The organism is Thermaurantimonas aggregans (assembly GCF_003851885.1).
In the GTDB taxonomy this organism is placed as follows: domain Bacteria; phylum Bacteroidota; class Bacteroidia; order Flavobacteriales; family Schleiferiaceae; genus Thermaurantimonas; species Thermaurantimonas aggregans.
Map to the genome: position 1 here is coordinate 80,649 of NZ_BHZE01000009.1, position 20,471 is coordinate 101,119.

Here is a 20,471-nt window from a genome sequence, read left to right on the forward strand (position 1 = left end):
TGCTCCAGAACATTAATTATTATGCTTAACAAATAAAAAATTTTGCGAATGTTGCAGAAATCTTTTTAAAGAGTTTTCTTTGTAGCATGTAAAATTTAACAATATGTTCGTCAGAAAAAGCAAATCCGTCCTTTTTGAATACGTATTTGAAAGTTTGGCGCTTGCTTTTCTGATCATGTCATTTTTCATCGTAGCTCTTTCCTACTCAAAATTACCCGCATTTATCGAATTAAATTTTGGTTTCAAGGGTTCGTTTGAAAGAGAAGGACATAAATTGAATTTGTTCTTTTTACCATCGATTACTGCAGTTTTGTATTTCCTCTTGTCTGCCTTGCAAAAAAATCCAGATCAACTGCTTTCTGTGCTCAAAAAAGACGAGAAAAAAAATAGTGAAGATATACTGCGCATCAGCATTCGATTTTTGATACTCATTAAATTCATCATTAATCTGTCTGGATTTCTCATAACTTACCAAACTATTTACACACCCTTGCAGGACAATTTCATGCTTTCAAAATTCATGTTACCGATTGTTTTGGTAATTTTATTATTCCCGTTGGTTTTGCTTATTTATCGGTTTGCCAGCGAGCTGCGCAAGATGGTGAAATGATTCACACATCTCGCACGGCTAACTGATACACTGTGGGTGTAGTTTGCTGAAGAAGGGGGTCTTTGTTCTGCAGAAAAATTTTAATATCTGACTCTGAGTAATGCCTTATTGTATAGAGAACAAGTCCTTCAGAATAATCGATTTCAAAGGATTTACGTAGGGAGTCGAGTAACAGAGGTACGTTTACCGGATCGTGATTAATGATAAAGGTAGAGCTCGTGGCTGTGTTTTGAGCCAAATTCACTCTAATGCCATACCTGTGAAACATAGCGTAAATCTGACTTAAATGCTCTTCAACAATGAAGGCTAAGTCCGTAGTCCGCACATTGAGCAGCGCCTGATTGGTCTTTCGGATATAACAAGGTACCATCGGATCAAGTGGGCTGCCATTCTCTATCACAGTGCCAGGCGATTGTGGATCGACAAATGACTTTACCATTAAGGGAATTCCCTTGTGCTTAAGGGGCTGAATGGTTTTTGGGTGAATGACCGAGGCACCGTAATAGGCTAGCTCAATGGCCTCAGAGAAGCTAATCTTGTTCAGCAGCACGGTATTTTCAAAAACTTTTGGATCGCCATTGAGCACGCCTGGAACGTCCTTCCAGATAGTTACGCTCTCAGCATCGAGGCAGTAGGCGACTATGGCTGCAGTGTAGTCACTACCTTCACGACCGAGGGTGGTGGCATGATAATTGTCGTCGCTGCCAATGAAGCCTTGAACTACATATCTGCTCTCAGGGTTACGAATAGCTTGACGAAGCAAAATTTCTGTGAAATTCCAGTTCACTCGGGCAAATCGATAGTTTTGATCGGTTTTAATCAGCTTACGAGCATCGAGCCAGGTGTTTTCTACCCCTACATCGCTCAGATAAGCGCTTACGATACGTGTACTGATGATTTCACCATAGCTTACGATCCTATCGTATACCAGGTTGTAATCGGCTTCGGGCTTTGTCTGACAGATTAGGCGCAGTTGGTAGAAAGTATGCTCCACCTCTTCATAAACGATATGGTGAGGATTCGCAAAGAGTTCGCTCATAATGGATAGATGATACGCCCTGATTTCATCGAGCTTGGCTTGCCAATCTCCCTGTTCGTAGTAGTGCGATCTAACCACCTCTTCTAAGGCGTTGGTGGTTTTGCCCATAGCCGATACCACGATGATTAATCCATCGTTTTCAAATAACTGTATGATGCGAGCTATGTTTTTTACGCCTTGAGCATCTTTTACCGATGCTCCACCAAATTTGAATACTTTCATTTTTCTTGTTGGTTTTGATGCACGATTAATCTGCCGTTCCACCATTCTTTATCGATTTCGGCCTTCCACTTTTTGTAAAAGTTTAAGGCTGGCTCGTTCCAGGTAAGTACTTGCCAATTGATGCTATAGTATCGATTTTCTGTTGCGTACTTGACAAGTGCTTGCATGAGGGCACTGCCGGCTCCACTACGGCGATGCGATTGTTTTACTACGATGTCTTCTAGATAAAGACAGCGTCCCTTCCAGGTGCTGTAGCGATCATAGCAGAGCGCCATTCCTATGGTTTGTCCATTCAGCTGAGCCACCCAGGCTTTAAAGTAGCCGTTTTGCCAATCTTTCAGGAGCTGATCGGGAGTATTGATTACTTCATCTGCAGCGTGTTCGTATTCAGCTAGTTCGGCGATAAGTTCATAAATATCGGTTATGTCGTCTACATCGGCCATTCTCACTGTAATGTTTTTATTATCAGTCATTTTAATTTTAACTTAAAATTCCAAATCGCCTTTTACTACTGTCGCCAGCAGATCATCTAAGGTTTGTCGACGGCTGATGAGGTAATCCTGTCCGTTGTGCAGGAGGACTTCAGCAGGTCGTAATCGAGCATTGTAGTTGCTCGACATGCTGTAGAGATATGCCCCGGCATTTAAAAAGCAAAGAATGTCGCCTTCGCGTACTTCAGGCAGGGGTCTGTCCCAAGCAAAAGTATCGGTTTCGCAGATATAGCCCACCACGGTGTAGATGCGTTCTATTCCGTTGGGATTGCTCAGGTTCAGAATGTGGTGATATGCATCGTAAAGCATGGGCCGAATAAAGTGATTGAAACCTGAATTTACTCCGGCAAATACGGTAGCCGTGGTTTGTTTTACCACATTTACTCGCACTAAGAAGTACCCTGCTTCGCTTACCAGCCATTTTCCTGGCTCAAATACTAGGGATAGTTCGCGGCCATAATTCTTACAGAATTCGGCAAACATTTCACCCATTTTGTCGCCAAGTTCTTCCACATTAGTTCCCTTTTCACCAGGCTTATAGGGCACTTTAAAACCGCTTCCAAAATCGACGTATTCCAAGTCTGGAAAGTCAAATGCCAGGTCGAGCAGTATCTGCGCTCCGCGCAAGAAGACGTCAACATCTAAAATGTCGCTACCGGTGTGCATGTGCAGCCCGTTCACTTTTATGCCGTAGTGTTTTACGATACGCTGCAGATGTCGGCTCTGGTGAATGGATATTCCAAATTTCGAATCGATATGTCCGGTCGAAATCTTGTGGTGACCGCCAGCTAGTATGTGTGGATTGATGCGTATGCATACTGGAACGGAGCTTCCGTAGCGATTTCCGAATTGCTCGAGAATTGAAAGATTGTCGATGTTTACTTTCACACCTAATTCTACAGCCTGGATGATTTCATTTAAATCCACGCAATTGGGCGTAAAGAGGATGTCATCTGGCTGAAATCCAGACATGAGGCCGATGTGTACCTCTTCGATCGAGACGGTGTCAAGCCCTGCTCCGAGCGATTTGAAAAACCGAAGGATGTTGGGATTTCCAAGAGCTTTGCAGGCGTAATTAAACTTAACGTGTTGTCCCTCAAAGGCCTTGGTAAGTCGGCTATATTGCCGTTCCATCACATCGGTATCGTACACAAATACGGGAGTTCCGTATTTTTCACCTAGATGTAGAAGTTTTTCGGTGGTGGTCGATTCGAGGTTTAATTTACTCATCTTCTGATAGTTAAATTGGTTAAATAAAAACGCAATAAAAAAGCCGGAAATTCCCTAAAGGAATGTCCGGCTTTTGCCCCGTTTTTCGTCGGGGCTCTAGCGTTTCTTCAGTTCAGCGGTCACGTTGTCGATTGAGCTTCCGTCGTTTACACTAAACTGAAGGTTGATCATTGTATAGTCTGCATTGGCAGTACCGCTGCCACTTATGGTCAGGCCGGTACGCGTTTGCACGGGTATTTCCAGATTTCGTCCATTTGCTATTGCAGTTGTAATGAAGGTAGGACCTTGCGCATACAGACCTCTGATGGTCAGGTTTGAAGCAAGTTCGCCAAGGTCAATTGACACGGTGTACGATTGCGGTGCAAAGTCTCCCGTCTTTTCAGTTACATCCCAAGTGCCTATGTAGTTCAGTCGAGGATCGTTCACGTTAAAATCATCCGGTTCGCAACTGTAAACAGTTGCGATCAGCAGAGCACCTAAGAGTACGTATCCAACCTTCTTCACGTAGATTCAACTTGCGTATTGCAAAGGTATAAAACTACTTTTTACGGCTAGCAGCGTATCGATCATTTAACCTTTTCACAACCTCAGCCGTAATGTCGTAATCGGCTTTTCCGTATAAAATGGTACCAGCGGCATCGTACGTGAGCACCAGGTCGAGGCCAAATTCTTTTGCCAAATCGTCGATTACTTCGTCTAAGTCCTTTTTAATTAAGGCATTTAGCTTAGCCTCTTCAGCCAGTAGCTCCTGAGCGCGGCTATCGCGATAGCGCATTAGTTCTTGCTGTTTGGCCATGAGTTCAGCTTCAGCAGCTTGCAATTCTCTTGGACTCAGATTTTTAGCCTCTTTTTCCAGCTCTCGGTAGTTTTCTTCGAAGATTTTGGTGCGACGGGCCATATCGGCTTCCATGGATTTATACTTTTGCTCGAGTTGCTTCTTCAGCTCTTTGTGGTGCTCGTAGTTGGCTACAAGGGAATCCATGCGTACGTAGGCTATTTTCAACCCAGTGTTTACAGCTCCGTCAGCATCTTTCTTCAGTACTGCACCAGAGTTATCGGTTTTGTCTGATGTTTTCGCTGCTGATTGGGTATCTCTGAGCGCAAAGAGCAGTATAACGCCCGCAAGAGCTAAAACGCTGATTCCTTTAAACACGTTGTCCATCGTATCCTGTTTTTCGGTGGGGCGCAAACCTACTACATTTCAGTTTGGATTTTTCCAAAAATTTTAGCTTTCTCGGTTTGCCAGGTAAAAATTTATGAGTCCTAGCGTAGAGCCATCGTGTGGTTGGGTGATTTCTCCCATTTCTAGTTCTGGTAAAATTTTACTTGCCAGTTGCTTGCCGAGCTCTACTCCCCACTGGTCGTACGAGTAGATGTTCCACACCACCCCTTGGAGGAAGATTTTGTGCTCATAGACAGCTATTAAGCTGCCTAATGTTCTGGGAGTTAGCTTTGGATACAAAATGCTTGTGGTCGGTTTATTTCCTTCAAACACTTTGTATGGTGTGAGTGGCTCTGCTTCTTCTTTTGGCATACCATCTTTCATTAATTCTTCTAGAGCTTCTTCCCTTGTTTTTCCCTTCATCAGTGCTTCTGTTTGAGCAAAGAAGTTGGAAAGCAGTTTCAAGTGATGATCGGGAAAAGGAGCCACAGGTTGGATGCCGGCAATAAAATCGCACGGAATCAATCTCGTACCCTGATGGATGAGCTGATAGAAAGCGTGCTGTCCATTGGTGCCAGGCTCTCCCCAAATGATGGGCCCAGTATGGTAGGTCACGCGCTGTCCATTTCTGTCAATTGACTTGCCGTTACTTTCCATATTTCCCTGCTGAAAGTAGGCTGGAAATCGATGTAGGTATTGGTCGTACGGCAATATGGCCTCTGTTTCAGCTCCCAAAAAGTTCACATACCAAATTCCAATGGCAGCCATTAGGGCTGGAATGTTTTGGCGAAACGGTGCCTGCAGCAAGTGCTCGTCCATAAGCCACGCTCCATGCAGAAATTCCATAAAACCTTCGTAGCCAATGCTCAGCATTACAGGCAGGCCAATGGCACTCCAAACCGAATAGCGACCACCTACCCAATCCCAAAACTCAAACATATTTGCTGTATCGATGCCAAACTCTGCTACCTTCTTGGCATTGGTTGATACCGCTACGAAGTGCTTAGCCACATCAGCTGGTGTTCCGCCTTGGCTGTAAAACCACTGTCGTGCCGTCAGTGCATTGGCCATCGTCTCTTGAGTGGTGAAAGTCTTTGAAGCTATAATGAAAAGCGTCGTCTCAGCTTTCAGTTTTTTCGTCGTCTCCCAGATGTGAGCTCCATCAACATTGGATACAAAGTGAAACCGCAAGCGCTCATGTCCATACGCCTTTAGCGCCTCAGTTACCATCAGTGGCCCAAGGTCAGAACCACCAATGCCAATATTGACCACATCCGTAATCGGCTTATCCGTAAAACCCTTCCACTTGCCCGAGCGAACCTCTTCGCTGAAAATTTTCATGCGCTCCAGCACAGCACGCACATCCGCACGTACATCTTTACCGCCGGTCACCGAAGGCCGGTTGCCCCAGTGATTTCTAAGCGCTGTGTGAAATACTGCACGCTTTTCAGTGCGATTGATGAGCTCTCCGCCGAATTGCGCACTGATGGCATCTTTCCATCCCACTTCTTCGAAGAGCTGCTCCAGTAGGCTTAGTGTAGTATCAGTTATTATGTTTTTTGAGAAATCAAACAACCAGCCATTCCATTCTATGCTAAATCGTTTAAACCGCTCTGCATCATCAGTAAAAAGCTTTCGAAGATGCCACTTTTTAGCATCGGTCACATGCTGTTCCAGTGCTTTCCATGCTTGCGTGGTAGAGGGATTAATATTTTTCATATCAAGTATATAATTAGTTAATCTTCGTATTCAAAATCTCCTACAAAGAAATATTCTACCTTTCATCAGCCACTCATTTTTCACAATCGCAAACCCACCGTTCAGAAGCATTTCTTTTTTCTCTTTGGATGCATCTAACACTACAATTATGGGGCATATACTCAAATTCATTTAGCAATAGTCGGCAAATGCACTTTTTTAAATCTACACTTAAATAAAAACGAAAAAACTACGTCCACAGATTTGCGCGGATTTGGTTTTGGATTTTCTAGATGTACTGCTCTTTCAAAATCTGATGAGCGATTATCATGTGGTATTTTCCCCTCCTCTGTGCGTCAGCATGTTATTGAGAACCAATTACGTGGACAAAGAGAAATTAGCTAAAACTCAAACTCAAACGTTTTCTGTGTATTTCTTCAGGTTCTGCGGGATAATCACACCCTGTTTAATTCGTTGGATTTAGAACGATGTTAGGGGCGGTGAATACAAACAAGAATTTTTCAGATATGAGGAAAAAGACTAAGTTAGATGTCTATGGGTCTTTAATCTAAAAAACAAAAAGCCGAAGCAGCATTTCACAATACGCTCCAGCCTTTTGCATCACAATCGGATTAATTCTTCAAATATTCGTTGATGGCGCCGAGTACATGGCAACCTTTATAAGGATCTTTTTTAATGTTTACCACCAAGTGATTAAGTGCATTTTGTACTTTTTTTTCCTTCGGCACAGTTGATTCTGCACAATCTAATTCAAATAAAAGGTCTTTAACTCTATAGATCAACCAACGCTGCAAATACACCTTATGCCATTCCACGAATTCTTTGATGTGGTACTGAATGATATCTAAAGCCTTTGGCACTTCGGCTTGTCGGGCTGCAAGAGTTTTGTTGAGTATAGCTGAGATGTGATCAATGTTGTAGTATGTACAGCCGAGCTGTTGCACATCAGGCGATATACCACCGGGCACACTCATGTCGAGAAAGGCAATGCCGTTTCTCTGCACGTGCTCTGGCTTGATTAATACAGCTTCTACTGCGGCTGTATTAATCACCACGTCATATGCATTTATAACCTCGCCCACCTTTTCGAAGGGAAGGTATGAGCAGCGGTGGTGATGTGCAAACATCTCAGCCTTCATCAGTGTGCGGTTGGCTACAGTAAGTCGAGCATTTGGCAAGTAGTGTCGAATGTTTTTGCCTACATTTTCACCAAATAATCCTAAGCCGATGAGCAATATTTTAATGCTATCAGCCTGCGGGTGAATCTCTTGAATCAGCTCGATCGCAGCGTAAGAGGCCGATACAGTACCTTTAGAGAGCTGTGTTTTTGATTTGACTTCTTTTGATGCTTGCAAAGCGAAGTTTACAAGGCGCTCAGTCAGATTACTAAGTCTTCCGAACTTTTTAGAAAACTTAGCGGCTTGCTTCAGTTGTCCGGCTATTTCGAAGTCGCCGAGAATTTGTGAGTCGAGTCCAGAAGCTACTTTGAAGAGGTGGAATACAGCTGCCTTTGCCTTGAGCTTGTACCCATACTTTTCAAAGGAATCAGCAGGCTGACCGATTACTTCTGATACTTTTTGAATTACAACCTCCATATTTCCCAGTCCATACACTTCAGTGCGGTTGCAGGTACTGAGAAGGATGAGGTCAGTGGCATCAATGGTAGAGCCGGCATTTAAAATTGTTTCAGCCGTTGACGTATCTATGGCATATTTTCCTCTAATCTCTGCAGAAGCTTTGTTGTAATTTATGCCAAAAACAAAGAAATCGTTTAAACCCTGACATTCCTTCTCTTCGGCCAGATACTTCATGCTCCAATCAGGTTTCATCGCTAATTAACGCGGCAAAGCTAAAAGCCCTTCATTTTTTTATTTTCTAACATTTATCACAAAAATTGATGAAATCAACTATTTAAAATCATTCTAATTAATGCTTATCACGTGCACTACATTTTTTGATGTTCAGTCGTCTATTTTTGCAGGCTTAAAAATTAAAAACTCGAAATGTCTGTAACACTTAAGACACTAGGTAAATTTGAATATGCCGAAGGTGGCGAAGGCCACCCGCTCGTGCTGCTTCATGGACTAATGGGTGGTCTGAGCAATTTTGATGAAGTTTTTAATTATTTCAGCAAAAATGGATACAGAGTATTAATACCAAAACTGCCTCTTTATTCACTTCCGCTTATTTCAACGAATGTTACTTCTTTAGCCGAGCATGTTGTAAAGTTCATCAAGAAAGTAGGTATAGGTCCGGCTACTTTAATTGGCAATTCACTTGGGGGTCACATTAGTTTGATTATCACCAAAAATCATCCTGAGCTCGTACACTCATTAGTACTTACCGGTAGTTCAGGCCTATATGAAAATGCAATGGGCGATACCTTTCCGCGCAGAGGCGATTATGAATATGTGGCCAATAAGACCCGTGATGTTTTTTATAACAAAGAAGTGGCTACCAAAGAGCTCATCGACGAGGTTTTTGCCATTGTAAATGACAGAAACAAGGTCTTACGGACACTTTCTATTTCAAAATCAGCCATTCGCCACAATATGTCTAAAGACCTCGAGCACATGCATCTGCCGGTGTGCATCATTTGGGGCGAAAATGACCAGGTGACACCGCCCGATGTGGCGCGAAAGTTTCACGAGCTACTACCTAACAGTGAACTCCATTGGATACCTGAGTGCGGACACGCGGCTATGATGGAGCGCCCTGCCGAATTTAACAAAATACTCGACGGCTGGCTTCAGAAGGTCGTGAAAAAAGATGGAAACCACTAAAATTACATCGGCTGTCTTTGTAAAAAGCAGCGAAAGCCTCAAACAACTCCCCAAACCGGATAAGCCCGAATATGCCTTCATTGGCCGAAGCAATGTGGGTAAATCATCGCTCATCAATACCATATGCCAGCGCAAGAACCTGGCAAAAACTTCAGCTACACCAGGTAAAACGCGATTAATCAATCACTTTTTGATCAATGACAGCTGGTATCTTGTGGATTTGCCCGGCTACGGTTATGCAAGGGTATCGCATTCGATGCGCGAGAAATTCTCTGACTTTGTGCGAGAGTATTTGCTCAAGCGCGAGTCGTTGGTCAATACGTATGTCTTGATCGATTCGAGATTAAAACCGCAGAAGATCGACCTTGAATTCATGGAGTGGATGGCCTTAAATAACCTGCCATTTACGATAGTTTTCACAAAGACTGACAAGCTCAGCAACAATGAGCTAACGGCCAACCTCATCCAGTACCGCACGGCCATGTTGGCCTTCTGGGAATCAATGCCTCCGCAAGTCATTACCTCATCAGTTAGTGGCAGGGGTCGTGAGGAAATACTGACACAGATTGTTCAATACAACCAGTTTTTCAAAAGCCAGAAATGAGTATCAGAGCCGCTATAGCAACAATCTATTTGCTGCTGCTGGCTCAGGGTGCAAAACCTGTTTTGATTACAAAATACCAATCGGGCCTTTTAATACATTGGGCAGGCTATGAGTGGCAAGTTAAGATAAAAGAACTACTGGCAGGCCCTGGACCTAATTATTTCGGACTACATGCCGAAAATGTTTTAATTACTAAATCAAACGCTCTACAACTGACAGTAGCTCCTGTCTCTGATTCTTGGAGCTGTGCAGAGCTCTTTACAACTCAACTTTTGAGAAATGGGCTTTATCTCTTTGAAATAGAGGGCAGTGTGCGCTATCTCTATCCACAACTGGTAGCAGGCATGTTTACCTACAACGAAGCGCGCGATCATCACTACAACGAATCCGATGTAGAAATTTCGCAATGGGGCGATGTGTCGAATCTTAATGCGCAATTTGCACATTATGCTGTGAATGAAGAGCCAGAGGTACATCGATTTGCCCTGTCAGAAACAAGCCGTGTGCATACCTTTATTCTTCACAAGACCCGTGGCGAGGTTGCCTTTTACTATTTAGACCGGAAATTTTCACCGAAAATTCCTCCGATTCAGCAAGTACGAGCATTTCAGCGCTTTTCTAACATCACCCATCAGCCAGACTACTTTCGAGTTCACATTAACTTGTGGCTTTTTAGAGGTCAAGCACCTCTACTAAGAACAGCTGCCGATCGATTTTCTTTTACTATCAATCGCTTTGAGTATCTTCCTGAGTAACGGTTAAATCAATTTCTTCAGCTTCGCCTGTAAAGCGCGTTTCCACTTGGTGTGCATCGTAACCCAGTTCGCACAAAAAGCGAGCGAAAATGTCGGAGTAGCCATGCGTCACGTAGATTCGATGTGCTCCAGTCTCTCGGATGGTACTTAAAAGGCCCGACCAATCAGCGTGATCAGAGAGCACAAATCCCACATCAGCCGCTCTGCGTCGCCGTATTCCCCTTATGGCCATCCAGCCCGAAGCAATTCCTATTGAAAACGGCTGAAATCTCCTTAACCAAGGAGTGCCAATAGCCGACGGAGGTGCTACTACCAGCACACCCTTTAAATCTTTTTTATTGCTGACTTCAGAGATGCGTTCGCCGAGCGGCACCTGGACTCCTGCCTCATTAAGTGCATGGTTCATCGAATACACCGCTCCGTGCACAATGATTCTTCCATGTGCCGATAGGGGTTTAATAAGTCGCTGTGCTTTTCCAAGTGCGTAGGCAATAAGTACGCTGTTTTTTTGAACTTCTGCATTAGTCCTCCACCATTTTAGTATGTCTTGAAGCACATTTTCTTGAGCTGCCCATCGAAAACTTGGCAATCCAAAGGTGCTCTCCGTTACAAATTCATGACAACGCACTGGCTCGATAGGTGTGGAGATGCCATCAGCCTGAACTTTATAATCTCCACTTACTACCGACACAAAGCCATTTTTCTCGATTCGCACCTGTGCACTGCCAGGTATATGTCCTGCAGGATGTAAGCTTATACGTACTCCATTAATTGAGATGGGCTCTCCATATTCCAATGCATGTACTTCTATGTCATTAGAGATACGCGCACGCATCAGCGCAGCGGTGATGGGTGTGCTGATGTAGCTGGCCATGCCTCGGCGTGCATGGTCGCTGTGCGCGTGAGTGATGATGGCTTTATCAACTGGCCACCACGGATCGATGAAGAAATCGCCCTCTGGGCAATAAATACCTTTAGAGGTGAATTGCAATATGTTTTTTTCCAACTTAGAGATAGGCATTAGATGCAAATAAAAACAGCACAAAAATTACATTGTTGAAACCGCCTTTCATCTGCTGTGATACTACGGCTGTACGTTAAAACGTTTCTTTACTGGGTCATCTATCTATTTTTGACAAAAATTTTTAGTTGGGCAAGTTCAGATCGAATTATCTTATAATTTTACTAAGCGGTGTAGTGCTTTTGGCGGCATGCAGCCGTACGCGCGATACTTGGGCAAGTAGAACCTACCATCAAATTACAGCTAAATACAACCCGCTCTTTAACGCCGAACAAGCATTGCTGAAAGCTAAAACCACCGTAAAGCAGCAAAGCAAACTATCGTTTGATACGCTTGTGCCTCTCTATCTGGTTACTCCAGAGCAAATGGTTTCGATGATTGATGCGGATATCAAACGCGCTAACGAAAAAGCTACCAAAACCATTCGCGAACACACAATGGTAATAGCTGGCAAACAAAAGAATAAGACTATAAAAAATGCTTATTTCGTACTTGGGGAGGCTTACTACACTTCAAGAGATTTTTACAAAGCTATTGAAATTTTCAACTTCATCGCTCGTGAATACGCCGATCATCCCATAGTAATCGATGCAGAAATTTATTCAATTAAATCACAAACACAGCTGGGCAACTACTACGCGGCTCGAGAAATAGCAAATAAATACTACAAATCGAAAAACCTGAAAAAAAAGCAACAAATCGAACTGCTCAAGGCAATGGCTGCCAATGAAATACCAGATAAAAAATACGAACTGGCTCGCCGATATCTGCAAGAGGCCCTCACGTTAAAACCGTCGATGACCGAACGCATTAACTTGATGTACTTGATAGCTCAGCTCTATGAATTAGAAGGCAATTATTTCGAAGCAAACAAAATGTTTCGGAAGATTATCAAAAGCAGCCCCCCCTACATCTACCAAATCAATGCCTACCTGCGAATGGCTGCCAATTACGATCCCAATCTAATGCAATCGGCCGAGATGCTCTCTGACTTATATAAGCTTACTAAAAAAGACAAAAACCGCGACTACCTCGATGCCATATATTATCAGATCGCTGACATCTACATAAAAGACGAAAATTTTGACAAAGCTTTTGAAGCCCTTCAAAAATCCATAAATTACAGTACAGAAAACAATATACAAAAAGGTCTTAGCTACATCCGAAGGGGTGATTTGCACTTCGACTTTCGCGAATACGTGCCGGCTGAAGCTAATTACGACAGTGCATTGATTGTTTTGCCCAAGACACATTTTCGATATTCAGCCATTGAAAAAAAGAAAAATAGCCTGACTGAGTTGGTGCAGCACCTCAATGTAATAGCGTATGAAGATTCCGTACTCAGACTCGCTGCACTAGACAAAAGAGAACTTGATAAAGTAATTGACCGCATAATCCAGCAAGCGAAAAAAGCAGATGAAGAAGCTCAGCGAGAACGCCAGGTAGAGCGCGATCAGCCCAGTATGGCCGGAAGAAATACTCCACCTGCCACTCCTACACCTGCTGCAGGCGGCATGATGGGATTAAACGCACCAGGTGCTCCACCAACATTTTATTTTTATAATCAAGCCCTTGTAGCTCAGGGTTTTACTGAGTTCACAAACCGATGGGGAAATCGAAAACTCGAAGACGATTGGCGTAGGAAAAACAAAGAAATTACCTCCACGGGCCAGTCCACAGCCTCCGGCGATGGGAGCTCGGAGGGAAATACTCAAGGGTCTGATGATATAAAAGAAAGCGATAACCCTAAGTACAAGCGAGAGTATTACTATGCCAGGATACCAAGCACATCTGACTCGTTAGAAGCAGCTCACAAGCGCATCAGAAATGCGCATGAGGCAGCTGCACGCATTTACAAGGATGTGCTGAACGATCCGAAAGAGGCAATTAAGATGCTTGAAAATCTGCTGAAGCGATATCCAGATTGCGACTGTACACCACGAGTGTATTACACACTTTGTTTAATAGCACAAAATCAAAGTCTTACCTTAAAAAAAGAAGCCTATTGCGATGGGCTGATCAAGAAATTTCCTGAATCATCGTATGCAGCTCTGCTCACTGGAAAAGGACAAGATACCTTATATGCTCAAAAAACTAATGTACAAGAGCTTCAGGAGTACAAAGCTGCCTATCAAGCCTACAAATCATCAAAATATTCTGCCGCAGCGCAGCTCGTCAAGGAGGCTATCAAAAAGTATCCGAATTCTGAAATGACCCCTAAATGGAGGTTGCTTGACGCTTTGGTCAGTGCCAAAACGGACTCTAAAGACTCCTTAAAAGCTAAATTGGAAAGCATCGTAGCTACATATCCCCAAAGTCCGGAAGCTACAGAAGCACAAAATATTTTGAAACACCTATCGGGTGAGGGTTCGGCTGCAATTGGCTCATCTGCAGCTGCATCTGAATTCATAGATGCAAAATCGGCACCACATCAGTACATGCTGGTGCTTGAGAATAAAGGAATTGACCTTAACACCATCCGAAGCACGATTAGCAATTTTAACACTTCAAAATTTCCCAATAGCCGCTTGCAGCTTCGAAACATACTGATGGGGCGCGAGTACCAGCTCATTTTAGTATCCGGATTCAACAACCAGGCAGAAGCATTACAGTATTTGCAAGAGATCAACAAAGACATGGACTTTATTGCATACATTCCCAAGCCCAATCATCAGGTAGTCATTACATCAGACAATTTCAGGAAGTTTTACCAAAAACAATTGTTGAAAGAATACATCGCATTTTACGAAAAATACATTAATTTGCCATCAAATCCCGAGAAAAAGTGATGTTCAAGAAAGAATCACAACCTATTACCATAAGCAACAGAATTCTGCAAGGTACTGTAGTAAGGGGTAATATCGAATCGGAAGGTGACCTGAGAATAGATGGAGAAATTCTGGGCGACATTACCATAAAAGGAAAAATGGTGATCGGGGCAGATGGAAAAATAGTTGGCAACATTAAATGTGCTTCAGCCAAAATCGAAGGCAAACTAATCGGCGATATTGAGGCAGATGATGCAGTACATCTGTTGTCACAATGTTTTGTGGAAGGCAACATACACACGCGTCGACTTATTGTGGAGGAAGGTGGGGTTTTCAACGGTAGTTGTTTTATGACAAACGAAAAAGTCAGCAGCCCCCAAGAATCTGAAAATGTGTCTGTGTGAATACGTATTTGAAATTCTCGACGCTGGCTTTTCAAATGGCCGCTGTAATAGGACTATTGACATATGCCGGAGTAAAACTTGATAAACGCATAGAAAATCCGTACAGTTTATTTACTATCCTCGGGGCTTTACTCGGTATAGCCATATCATTTTACTTCGTCTTTAAAGAGCTAAAAAATTTAAAATGAAAGAACGAACTGCTCTTTTATATCTATCTGTTTTTACAGCATTGTTACTGCTTGTCCACTTTGCATTGTCTTATACCTTCAATAGTTCATATCCAAAATTTTTGATGTATTCTTATTTATTGATTTTTTCCATATCGTTTTTCGAAATACTCTCCCTGCGAGTGCGAAATACTTCTTATTCTAACACGGTACCTTATGTGGTACTCGGCATGTCGCTGGTCAAAATGCTCTTAAGTATTCTTTGGATATTTTTAGCCATCAGTAAAGGGTGGATTCCTACCGGCGCTGTGATGGTTCATTTTTTCATTCCTTATTTTTTAATGTTGGCTATTACTTCCTGGTTAATGATTCGCATGATGCGGTGAATTTTTTGATTTTACAACTTCTTTAAAAAACTTTTGTGCCTACTTTTGCCCGACCGTAAAAGTTGATTAGCACATCATCTCTAACCTTCCGATGAAAGTTGAAGCCACTTATCGCAATCTTCTGATTTCCGCTCTTTTAAGTATAGCTTGTATCTCTACCTCTAATGCTTCGGATCCTCATCAAGAGCGCGCAACTCATGAACATCATGCAGTTGAAGAGCAAGAGGAAAATCTGAACGACGTGATTATGCATCACATTTCAGATGCGCATGATTTTCACATTTTAGATTGGAAAGGTCATCCTGTATCAGTTCCTCTTCCGGTCATTTTGTACACCGAAAAGGGATTAGTCGCATTCATGTCGTCAGCGTTTCATCACGACGATCACGGTAAGATTAAAGTGGAAGTCAGTGAACAGGCCTTTACGCGTTATCACGGTAAAATTTATTATGCTAACGCTGAGGCTGATGAACACGGGCGATATGTGATTGTAGGCGAAGATGGTGCAGTGCTCAACAAAAAGCCCTTGGACTTCAGCATCACTAAAAACGTCTTCTCTTTATTCCTATCAGCTTTGTTATTGATTTTCATAGGTTTTAAAACCTCTTCCTTTTACAAATCAGGCTTTGCAGCTCCAAAAGGTTTAGCTTCGTTTATTGAGCCCATTATTTTATTTATTCGCGATGAAATTGCGCAGCCAAACATTGGCGATAAGTATTATCAGCGTTTTGTGCCCTATTTGATTACCTTGTTCTTTTTTATCTGGATCGCCAATATGCTCGGGCTGGTGCCAGTTTTTCCGGGGGGAGCTAATTTGAGCGGCAATATTGCCTTCACAATGGCTCTTGCAGTGCTCACGCTCATTCTCATGATTGTGAATGCTTCAAAAGATTTCTGGAAGCACACCTTCTGGATGCCAGGTGTACCAGTACCTATGAAACTTCTCTTGGCTCCCATCGAACTCATCGGGATTTTCACTAAGCCCTTTGCACTCATGATTCGTCTTTTTGCCAACATGACAGCAGGGCATATCGTGATACTCAGCCTTATCGGTTTGATCTTTATCATTAAGTCCATAGCCGTAGCACCTGCATCCATATTACTCACTCTCTTTATTTATTTGATTAAAGTATTTATTTCGCTTTTACAGGCTTACATTTTTACACTGTTGTCAGCTCTATTCATAGGGCAAACAATGGCAACACATGAACACGATGAACATCATTAATTCGAAACGTTTAATTTCTAATCTATATACGCTATGGTAGGTAGTATCGCTGCTATCGGGGCCGGATTGGCCGTTTTGGGAGTTGGTTTAGGTATTGGTCGTATCGGTGACTCAGCTATGGAGGCCATCGCTCGCCAGCCTGAAGCCTCAGGAAAAATTCAAACAGCTATGCTTATCGCAGCTGCCTTCATCGAAGGTGTTGGTCTGTTTGGTATCGTAGCTGCAATCCTTGGCAACAATCCCAAGTAATTCTTTCTTAAAAGGACCAAACGGTGGGTTTGGTCCTTTTTAATTACAATTGTAGTATATAGAAAAACCGTTTAAATATGGAATTAGTTACCCCGGGTTTAGGTTTATTTTTCTGGACACTTGTCACCTTCTTGCTTTTGGTATTTATCCTCGGCAAATTTGCTTGGAAACCCATTTTGAATAGCGTAAAAGAGCGCGAAAAAAATATTGAAGAGTCGCTGAAGGCGGCTGAGCGCGCAAAAGAAGAAATGCGCAATTTGACCTCTGAAAACGAAAAACTTCTAAAAGAAGCTCGGGCGGAAAGAGATGCTATACTCAAAGAAGCGCGCGAACTCAAAGAAAAAATTCTGGCTGAAGCGCGTGAAGCTGCAAAAGCTCAAGGCGAAAAAATTGTAGCCGATGCTCGCCTTCAGATTGAAAACGAAAAAATGGCGGCCATCAATGAATTGAAAAATCAAGTCGCCTCATTGTCTATTGAAATTGCCGAGAAGATTCTGCAAAAGGAGTTAGAAGATGCTAAAAAGCATGAAGAGTACGCTGCAAGTGTCATTGAAAGAGTGATGCTTAACTAATCAAGCCTGCATCGAATGAAGATTCCGAAATTAGCTAATAGATATGCCAAAGCACTGCTCGAGCTTGCCCATGAGCGCAACGCTGTGGAGCAGGTGAAAGACGATATGAAATTCTTGCTTGATACTATCTCTAATAGCCCAGAATTACAGATCGTGCTGAAAAGTCCGGTGATCAAATCTGACCAGAAAAAGAAGGTAATGGGTGAGATAGGCAAGCACCTGCACGAAGTCACTGCGTCTTTCATACGCCTGCTCATTCATCATCGCCGTGAAAATAGCATTCACGACATTGCATACGAGTTTCTGCAACAATATCGCGCCTTTAAAGGCATTCACCTGGTGCAGGTCATCACAGCTCGCCCATTATCAGCTGCTTTGAGAGACAATTTGGTAAAAAAATTAAAATCCTACATCGGAGGCACTATTGAATTAGAAGAAACTGTGTCTCCTGATCTGATTGGAGGCTTGATCATTCGAATCAATGACAAAGAATACAACGCCTCCGTCAAACACCAACTCAACGAATTCAAAAAGTCCTTTACTACCAATCTTTACAAACCCTCTTTCTAATTTAAAATTTTTTCAAAATGGCAGATATTAAACCATCTGAAGTAACAGCGATATTAAGACAACAGCTTGCCGGGGTAAGTACCGAAGCTGAGCTTCAGGAAGTAGGTACTGTAATACAAGTAGGTGACGGTATTGCCCGTGCTTATGGCCTCACCGGTGTTCAAGCAGGTGAGCTCGTAGAATTTGAAAACGGCATCAAAGGAATTGTACTGAACCTCGAGGAGGACAATGTAGGTATCGTGTTGCTTGGTGCTTCGACAAAAATTAAGGAAGGTTCTATCGTTAAAAGAACCCGCCGTATTGCTTCTATTAAGGTGGGTGAAGGCATGCTTGGACGCGTAGTAAATACTCTTGGAGAGCCAATCGATGGTAAAGGTCCAATCAGTGGTGAACTCTTTGAAATGCCGCTTGAGCGCAAGGCTCCAGGTGTAATCTATCGCCAGCCGGTAAACGAACCTCTGCAAACAGGTATAAAAGCCATCGACGCTATGATTCCCATTGGTCGCGGACAGCGTGAGCTTATCATCGGTGACCGTCAGACCGGCAAAACTTCCGTAGCGATCGATACTATAATTAATCAAAAAGAATACTTCGACGCTGGTAACCCAGTGTACTGTATTTATGTAGCCGTTGGTCAAAAGGGTAGTACTGTGGCGCAAATTGTTAAAACCCTCGAAGACCGCGGTGCTATGCAATACTCTATCGTAGTAGCGGCTAATGCCTCTGATCCTGCACCTATGCAGTTTTATGCGCCCTTTGCAGGTGCAGCTATCGGTGAGTACTTCAGAGATACCGGCCGCCCAGCGTTGATCATCTACGACGACCTCTCAAAGCAAGCTGTTGCATATCGCGAGGTATCGCTTTTGCTCCGTCGTCCTCCAGGTCGCGAAGCATATCCGGGTGATATCTTCTACCTGCACTCTCGCCTTCTCGAGCGCGCTGCTAAAATCATCAACGACGACAAGGTTGCGGCTCAAATGAACGACCTGCCTGAATCGCTCAAAGGCAGAGTAAAAGGTGGAGGTTCACTCACAGCTCTTCCAATCATCGAAACGCAAGCAGGCGACGTTTCAGCATACATTCCCACAAACGTAATCTCAATTACCGACGGCCAGATCTTCCTTGAAGCTGACCTTTTTAACTCTGGCGTACGCCCGGCCATCAACGTAGGTATTTCTGTATCGCGCGTGGGTGGTAACGCTCAGATTAAATCTATGAAAAAAGTAGCTGGTACGCTCAAGCTCGACCAAGCTCAATACCGCGAGCTCGAAGCTTTTGCTAAGTTTGGTTCTGACCTCGATGCTGCCACAATGGCTGTAATCAACAAAGGCCGTAGAAACGTTGAAATTCTGAAGCAAAACGTGAACAGCCCTGTACCAGTAGAAAAGCAAATTGCTATCATCTACGCAGGTACTAAAAACCTCTTAGCTAAGGTTCCAGTAGAAAAAGTAAAAGAATTTGAAGCAGAATATCTCGACTACCTCGACAATAAGCACAGAGATGTGCTCGACAAACTGAAGGCCGGACAGCTTACCGATGAAATTACTTCAGTGCTCGAGAAGGTAGCCCTCGAACTGGCAGCCAAGTACTAATCTCTAACCACTCAAGTATCAGGAGCAATGGCAAACCTGAAAGAACTCAGAAAACGCATTCAGTCAGTATCGAGTACCATGCAGATTACCTCGGCTATGAAGATGGTATCTGCCGCTAAGCTTAAAAAGGCTCAAGACAGCATTATCCAGATGCGTCCGTATGCTAATAAGCTTAAAGAAATACTGCAGAATCTGAATGCTACTTTAGAAAGCAGCGAGGGTGCATATTCATCCAGAGCAGAAGTAAAGAATATTCTGCTCGTCGTATTTTCCTCCAATAGAGGCTTGTGCGGAGCATTTAATTCAAACATCAACAAACTTGCCCGAAAAACTGCTGATGAATTTGCCGCTGCCGGAAAAAAAGTTTTTATTCTATGTGTAGGTAAAAAAGCATACGATTATTTCAAGCGACTTGATTATCCGATTGTTGGCAACGAAGGGCATATTTTCGATCAAATAAAATATGCCACCGTTGAGGCACTTGCCGAGCGCCTTATGGACCAATTCCGAAACAGCGAATACGACGAAATACACTTGATTTACAATCAGTTTAAAAACGCTGCTGTTCAATACAGCATTGTCGAGCAATTTCTTCCGGTTCAGAAACCTGAGTTAAAAGAGGTTTCGTCAATCGACTATATCTACGAACCTCAAAAAGAAGAACTCGTGCAACTCCTGATTCCTAAATCTCTTAAAATTCAAATCTATAAAGCCGTACTCGACTCTAATGCCAGTGAACACGGTGCTCGTATGACAGCTATGCACAAGGCTACCGACAATGCAAAAGAGCTACAGCGTACCCTAAAGCTGGAATACAATAAAGCTCGTCAGGCTTCTATTACAAACGAAATCCTCGAAATTGTATCAGGTGCTGCTGCATTGAACGGATAATCCTCTAT

At 43.1% G+C, this 20,471-nt stretch carries 22 protein-coding genes; 14 read left to right on the forward strand and 8 right to left on the reverse strand.

All coding sequences use genetic code 11. The features are described from left to right. Positions 1 to 103 precede the first annotated feature (103 nt). Positions 104 to 610 carry a hypothetical protein gene (locus EIP89_RS05900; protein ID WP_124397745.1) on the forward strand — a complete coding sequence of 169 codons (507 nt, stop codon included), beginning with the start codon at positions 104 to 106 and terminating at the stop codon, positions 608 to 610. A gap of 1 nt (position 611) precedes the next feature. Here the strand turns inward: EIP89_RS05900 and EIP89_RS05905 are convergent, their stop codons facing one another. From EIP89_RS05905 to hemA, 7 genes are all read right to left on the reverse strand, one after another. After that, entirely contained in the window at positions 612 to 1,871 is a 1,260-nt protein-coding gene (locus EIP89_RS05905; RefSeq protein WP_124397746.1) for an aspartate kinase, read from the reverse strand. Next, positions 1,868 to 2,344, reverse strand: coding sequence for a GNAT family N-acetyltransferase (locus EIP89_RS05910; protein WP_124397747.1), 477 nt, complete (start codon positions 2,342 to 2,344; stop codon positions 1,868 to 1,870). The genes EIP89_RS05905 and EIP89_RS05910 overlap by 4 nt, the downstream gene beginning before the upstream one ends. Positions 2,345 to 2,356: 12 nt before the next feature. Continuing rightward, entirely contained in the window at positions 2,357 to 3,592 is a 1,236-nt protein-coding gene (gene lysA, locus EIP89_RS05915) for a diaminopimelate decarboxylase (protein WP_124397748.1), read from the reverse strand. A 96-nt stretch (positions 3,593 to 3,688) separates the two neighbouring features. Continuing rightward, complete coding sequence (locus EIP89_RS05920) at positions 3,689 to 4,096, reverse strand: hypothetical protein (protein WP_124397749.1); 408 nt, start codon at positions 4,094 to 4,096, stop codon at positions 3,689 to 3,691. Between the two features lie 34 nt (positions 4,097 to 4,130). Beyond that, positions 4,131 to 4,754 (reverse strand): OmpH/Skp family outer membrane protein, encoded by a 624-nt coding sequence (locus EIP89_RS05925; protein ID WP_124397750.1) that lies wholly within the window; start codon positions 4,752 to 4,754, stop codon positions 4,131 to 4,133. A gap of 63 nt (positions 4,755 to 4,817) precedes the next feature. After that, on the reverse strand, positions 4,818 to 6,473 hold the full coding sequence (gene pgi / locus EIP89_RS05930; protein ID WP_124397751.1) for a glucose-6-phosphate isomerase: 1,656 nt from the start codon (positions 6,471 to 6,473) through the stop codon (positions 4,818 to 4,820). A gap of 611 nt (positions 6,474 to 7,084) precedes the next feature. Further along, the gene (gene hemA / locus EIP89_RS05935) at positions 7,085 to 8,284 is read right to left on the reverse strand and encodes a glutamyl-tRNA reductase (RefSeq protein WP_218019336.1); all 1,200 of its coding nucleotides are present in this window, start codon (positions 8,282 to 8,284) and stop codon (positions 7,085 to 7,087) included. Positions 8,285 to 8,476: 192 nt separating this feature from the next. On the opposite strand from hemA, the gene EIP89_RS05940 reads away from it, so the two are divergent. Genes EIP89_RS05940 through EIP89_RS05950 form a run of 3 tightly spaced genes read left to right on the forward strand, consistent with a single transcriptional unit; the run spans position 8,477 to position 10,615 of the window. Then, positions 8,477 to 9,256, forward strand: a complete 780-nt coding sequence (locus tag EIP89_RS05940; RefSeq protein ID WP_124397753.1) for an alpha/beta fold hydrolase — start codon at positions 8,477 to 8,479, stop codon at positions 9,254 to 9,256. Beyond that, on the forward strand, positions 9,243 to 9,860 hold the full coding sequence (gene yihA / locus EIP89_RS05945) for a ribosome biogenesis GTP-binding protein YihA/YsxC (protein WP_124397754.1): 618 nt from the start codon (positions 9,243 to 9,245) through the stop codon (positions 9,858 to 9,860). Before EIP89_RS05940 ends, yihA begins: the two co-directional genes overlap by 14 nt. Continuing rightward, positions 9,857 to 10,615: a LamG domain-containing protein gene (locus EIP89_RS05950; RefSeq protein WP_124397755.1), complete on the forward strand. Its 759-nt coding sequence runs from the start codon at positions 9,857 to 9,859 to the stop codon at positions 10,613 to 10,615. The genes yihA and EIP89_RS05950 overlap by 4 nt, the downstream gene beginning before the upstream one ends. Here EIP89_RS05950 and EIP89_RS05955 read toward each other — a convergent pair. Continuing rightward, complete coding sequence (locus EIP89_RS05955) at positions 10,587 to 11,621, reverse strand: ligase-associated DNA damage response exonuclease (protein WP_218019337.1); 1,035 nt, start codon at positions 11,619 to 11,621, stop codon at positions 10,587 to 10,589. The genes EIP89_RS05950 and EIP89_RS05955 overlap by 29 nt on opposite strands. Before the next feature lie 143 nt (positions 11,622 to 11,764). Between EIP89_RS05955 and porW the strand changes: the two genes are divergently transcribed. The 10 genes from porW (at position 11,765) to atpG (ending at position 20,463) form a co-directional block, all read left to right on the forward strand. After that, positions 11,765 to 14,425: a type IX secretion system periplasmic lipoprotein PorW/SprE gene (porW, locus tag EIP89_RS05960; RefSeq protein ID WP_124397757.1), complete on the forward strand. Its 2,661-nt coding sequence runs from the start codon at positions 11,765 to 11,767 to the stop codon at positions 14,423 to 14,425. After that, positions 14,425 to 14,808 (forward strand): bactofilin family protein, encoded by a 384-nt coding sequence (locus EIP89_RS05965; protein WP_124397758.1) that lies wholly within the window; start codon positions 14,425 to 14,427, stop codon positions 14,806 to 14,808. The genes porW and EIP89_RS05965 overlap by 1 nt, the downstream gene beginning before the upstream one ends. After that, on the forward strand, positions 14,805 to 14,996 hold the full coding sequence (locus tag EIP89_RS05970) for an AtpZ/AtpI family protein (RefSeq protein WP_245966109.1): 192 nt from the start codon (positions 14,805 to 14,807) through the stop codon (positions 14,994 to 14,996). Before EIP89_RS05965 ends, EIP89_RS05970 begins: the two co-directional genes overlap by 4 nt. After that, on the forward strand, positions 14,993 to 15,361 hold the full coding sequence (locus EIP89_RS05975) for a hypothetical protein (RefSeq protein ID WP_124397759.1): 369 nt from the start codon (positions 14,993 to 14,995) through the stop codon (positions 15,359 to 15,361). The genes EIP89_RS05970 and EIP89_RS05975 overlap by 4 nt, the downstream gene beginning before the upstream one ends. 91 nt (positions 15,362 to 15,452) lie before the next feature. Next, complete coding sequence (gene atpB / locus EIP89_RS05980; RefSeq protein ID WP_124397760.1) at positions 15,453 to 16,589, forward strand: F0F1 ATP synthase subunit A; 1,137 nt, start codon at positions 15,453 to 15,455, stop codon at positions 16,587 to 16,589. Between the two features lie 33 nt (positions 16,590 to 16,622). Then, entirely contained in the window at positions 16,623 to 16,838 is a 216-nt protein-coding gene (locus EIP89_RS05985) for an ATP synthase F0 subunit C (protein ID WP_124397761.1), read from the forward strand. A 77-nt stretch (positions 16,839 to 16,915) separates the two neighbouring features. Continuing rightward, a complete protein-coding gene (locus tag EIP89_RS05990) occupies positions 16,916 to 17,410 on the forward strand; it encodes a F0F1 ATP synthase subunit B (RefSeq protein ID WP_124397762.1) in 495 nt (164 codons plus the stop codon). A 15-nt stretch (positions 17,411 to 17,425) separates the two neighbouring features. Continuing rightward, positions 17,426 to 17,980 (forward strand): ATP synthase F1 subunit delta, encoded by a 555-nt coding sequence (atpH, locus tag EIP89_RS05995; RefSeq protein WP_124397763.1) that lies wholly within the window; start codon positions 17,426 to 17,428, stop codon positions 17,978 to 17,980. A 17-nt stretch (positions 17,981 to 17,997) separates the two neighbouring features. Further along, complete coding sequence (atpA, locus tag EIP89_RS06000) at positions 17,998 to 19,572, forward strand: F0F1 ATP synthase subunit alpha (RefSeq protein WP_124397764.1); 1,575 nt, start codon at positions 17,998 to 18,000, stop codon at positions 19,570 to 19,572. Between the two features lie 27 nt (positions 19,573 to 19,599). Continuing rightward, positions 19,600 to 20,463 (forward strand): ATP synthase F1 subunit gamma, encoded by an 864-nt coding sequence (gene atpG, locus EIP89_RS06005; protein ID WP_124397765.1) that lies wholly within the window; start codon positions 19,600 to 19,602, stop codon positions 20,461 to 20,463. Positions 20,464 to 20,471 lie beyond the last annotated feature (8 nt).

Bases quoted from the DNA above. Each gene is read 5' to 3' on its own strand.
- EIP89_RS05900 (WP_124397745.1), top strand. From the start codon at position 104: ATGTTCGTCAGAAAAAGCAAATCCGTCCTTTTTGAATACGTATTTGAA.
- EIP89_RS05905 (WP_124397746.1), bottom strand. From the start codon at position 1,871: ATGAAAGTATTCAAATTTGGTGGAGCATCGGTAAAAGATGCTCAAGGC.
- EIP89_RS05910 (WP_124397747.1), bottom strand. From the start codon at position 2,344: ATGACTGATAATAAAAACATTACAGTGAGAATGGCCGATGTAGACGAC.
- lysA (WP_124397748.1), bottom strand. From the start codon at position 3,592: ATGAGTAAATTAAACCTCGAATCGACCACCACCGAAAAACTTCTACAT.
- EIP89_RS05925 (WP_124397750.1), bottom strand. From the start codon at position 4,754: ATGGACAACGTGTTTAAAGGAATCAGCGTTTTAGCTCTTGCGGGCGTT.
- pgi (WP_124397751.1), bottom strand. From the start codon at position 6,473: ATGAAAAATATTAATCCCTCTACCACGCAAGCATGGAAAGCACTGGAA.
- hemA (WP_218019336.1), bottom strand. From the start codon at position 8,284: ATGAAGTATCTGGCCGAAGAGAAGGAATGTCAGGGTTTAAACGATTTC.
- EIP89_RS05940 (WP_124397753.1), top strand. From the start codon at position 8,477: ATGTCTGTAACACTTAAGACACTAGGTAAATTTGAATATGCCGAAGGT.
- yihA (WP_124397754.1), top strand. From the start codon at position 9,243: ATGGAAACCACTAAAATTACATCGGCTGTCTTTGTAAAAAGCAGCGAA.
- EIP89_RS05950 (WP_124397755.1), top strand. From the start codon at position 9,857: ATGAGTATCAGAGCCGCTATAGCAACAATCTATTTGCTGCTGCTGGCT.
- EIP89_RS05965 (WP_124397758.1), top strand. From the start codon at position 14,425: ATGTTCAAGAAAGAATCACAACCTATTACCATAAGCAACAGAATTCTG.
- EIP89_RS05975 (WP_124397759.1), top strand. From the start codon at position 14,993: ATGAAAGAACGAACTGCTCTTTTATATCTATCTGTTTTTACAGCATTG.
- atpB (WP_124397760.1), top strand. From the start codon at position 15,453: ATGAAAGTTGAAGCCACTTATCGCAATCTTCTGATTTCCGCTCTTTTA.
- EIP89_RS05985 (WP_124397761.1), top strand. From the start codon at position 16,623: ATGGTAGGTAGTATCGCTGCTATCGGGGCCGGATTGGCCGTTTTGGGA.
- EIP89_RS05990 (WP_124397762.1), top strand. From the start codon at position 16,916: ATGGAATTAGTTACCCCGGGTTTAGGTTTATTTTTCTGGACACTTGTC.
- atpH (WP_124397763.1), top strand. From the start codon at position 17,426: ATGAAGATTCCGAAATTAGCTAATAGATATGCCAAAGCACTGCTCGAG.
- atpA (WP_124397764.1), top strand. From the start codon at position 17,998: ATGGCAGATATTAAACCATCTGAAGTAACAGCGATATTAAGACAACAG.
- atpG (WP_124397765.1), top strand. From the start codon at position 19,600: ATGGCAAACCTGAAAGAACTCAGAAAACGCATTCAGTCAGTATCGAGT.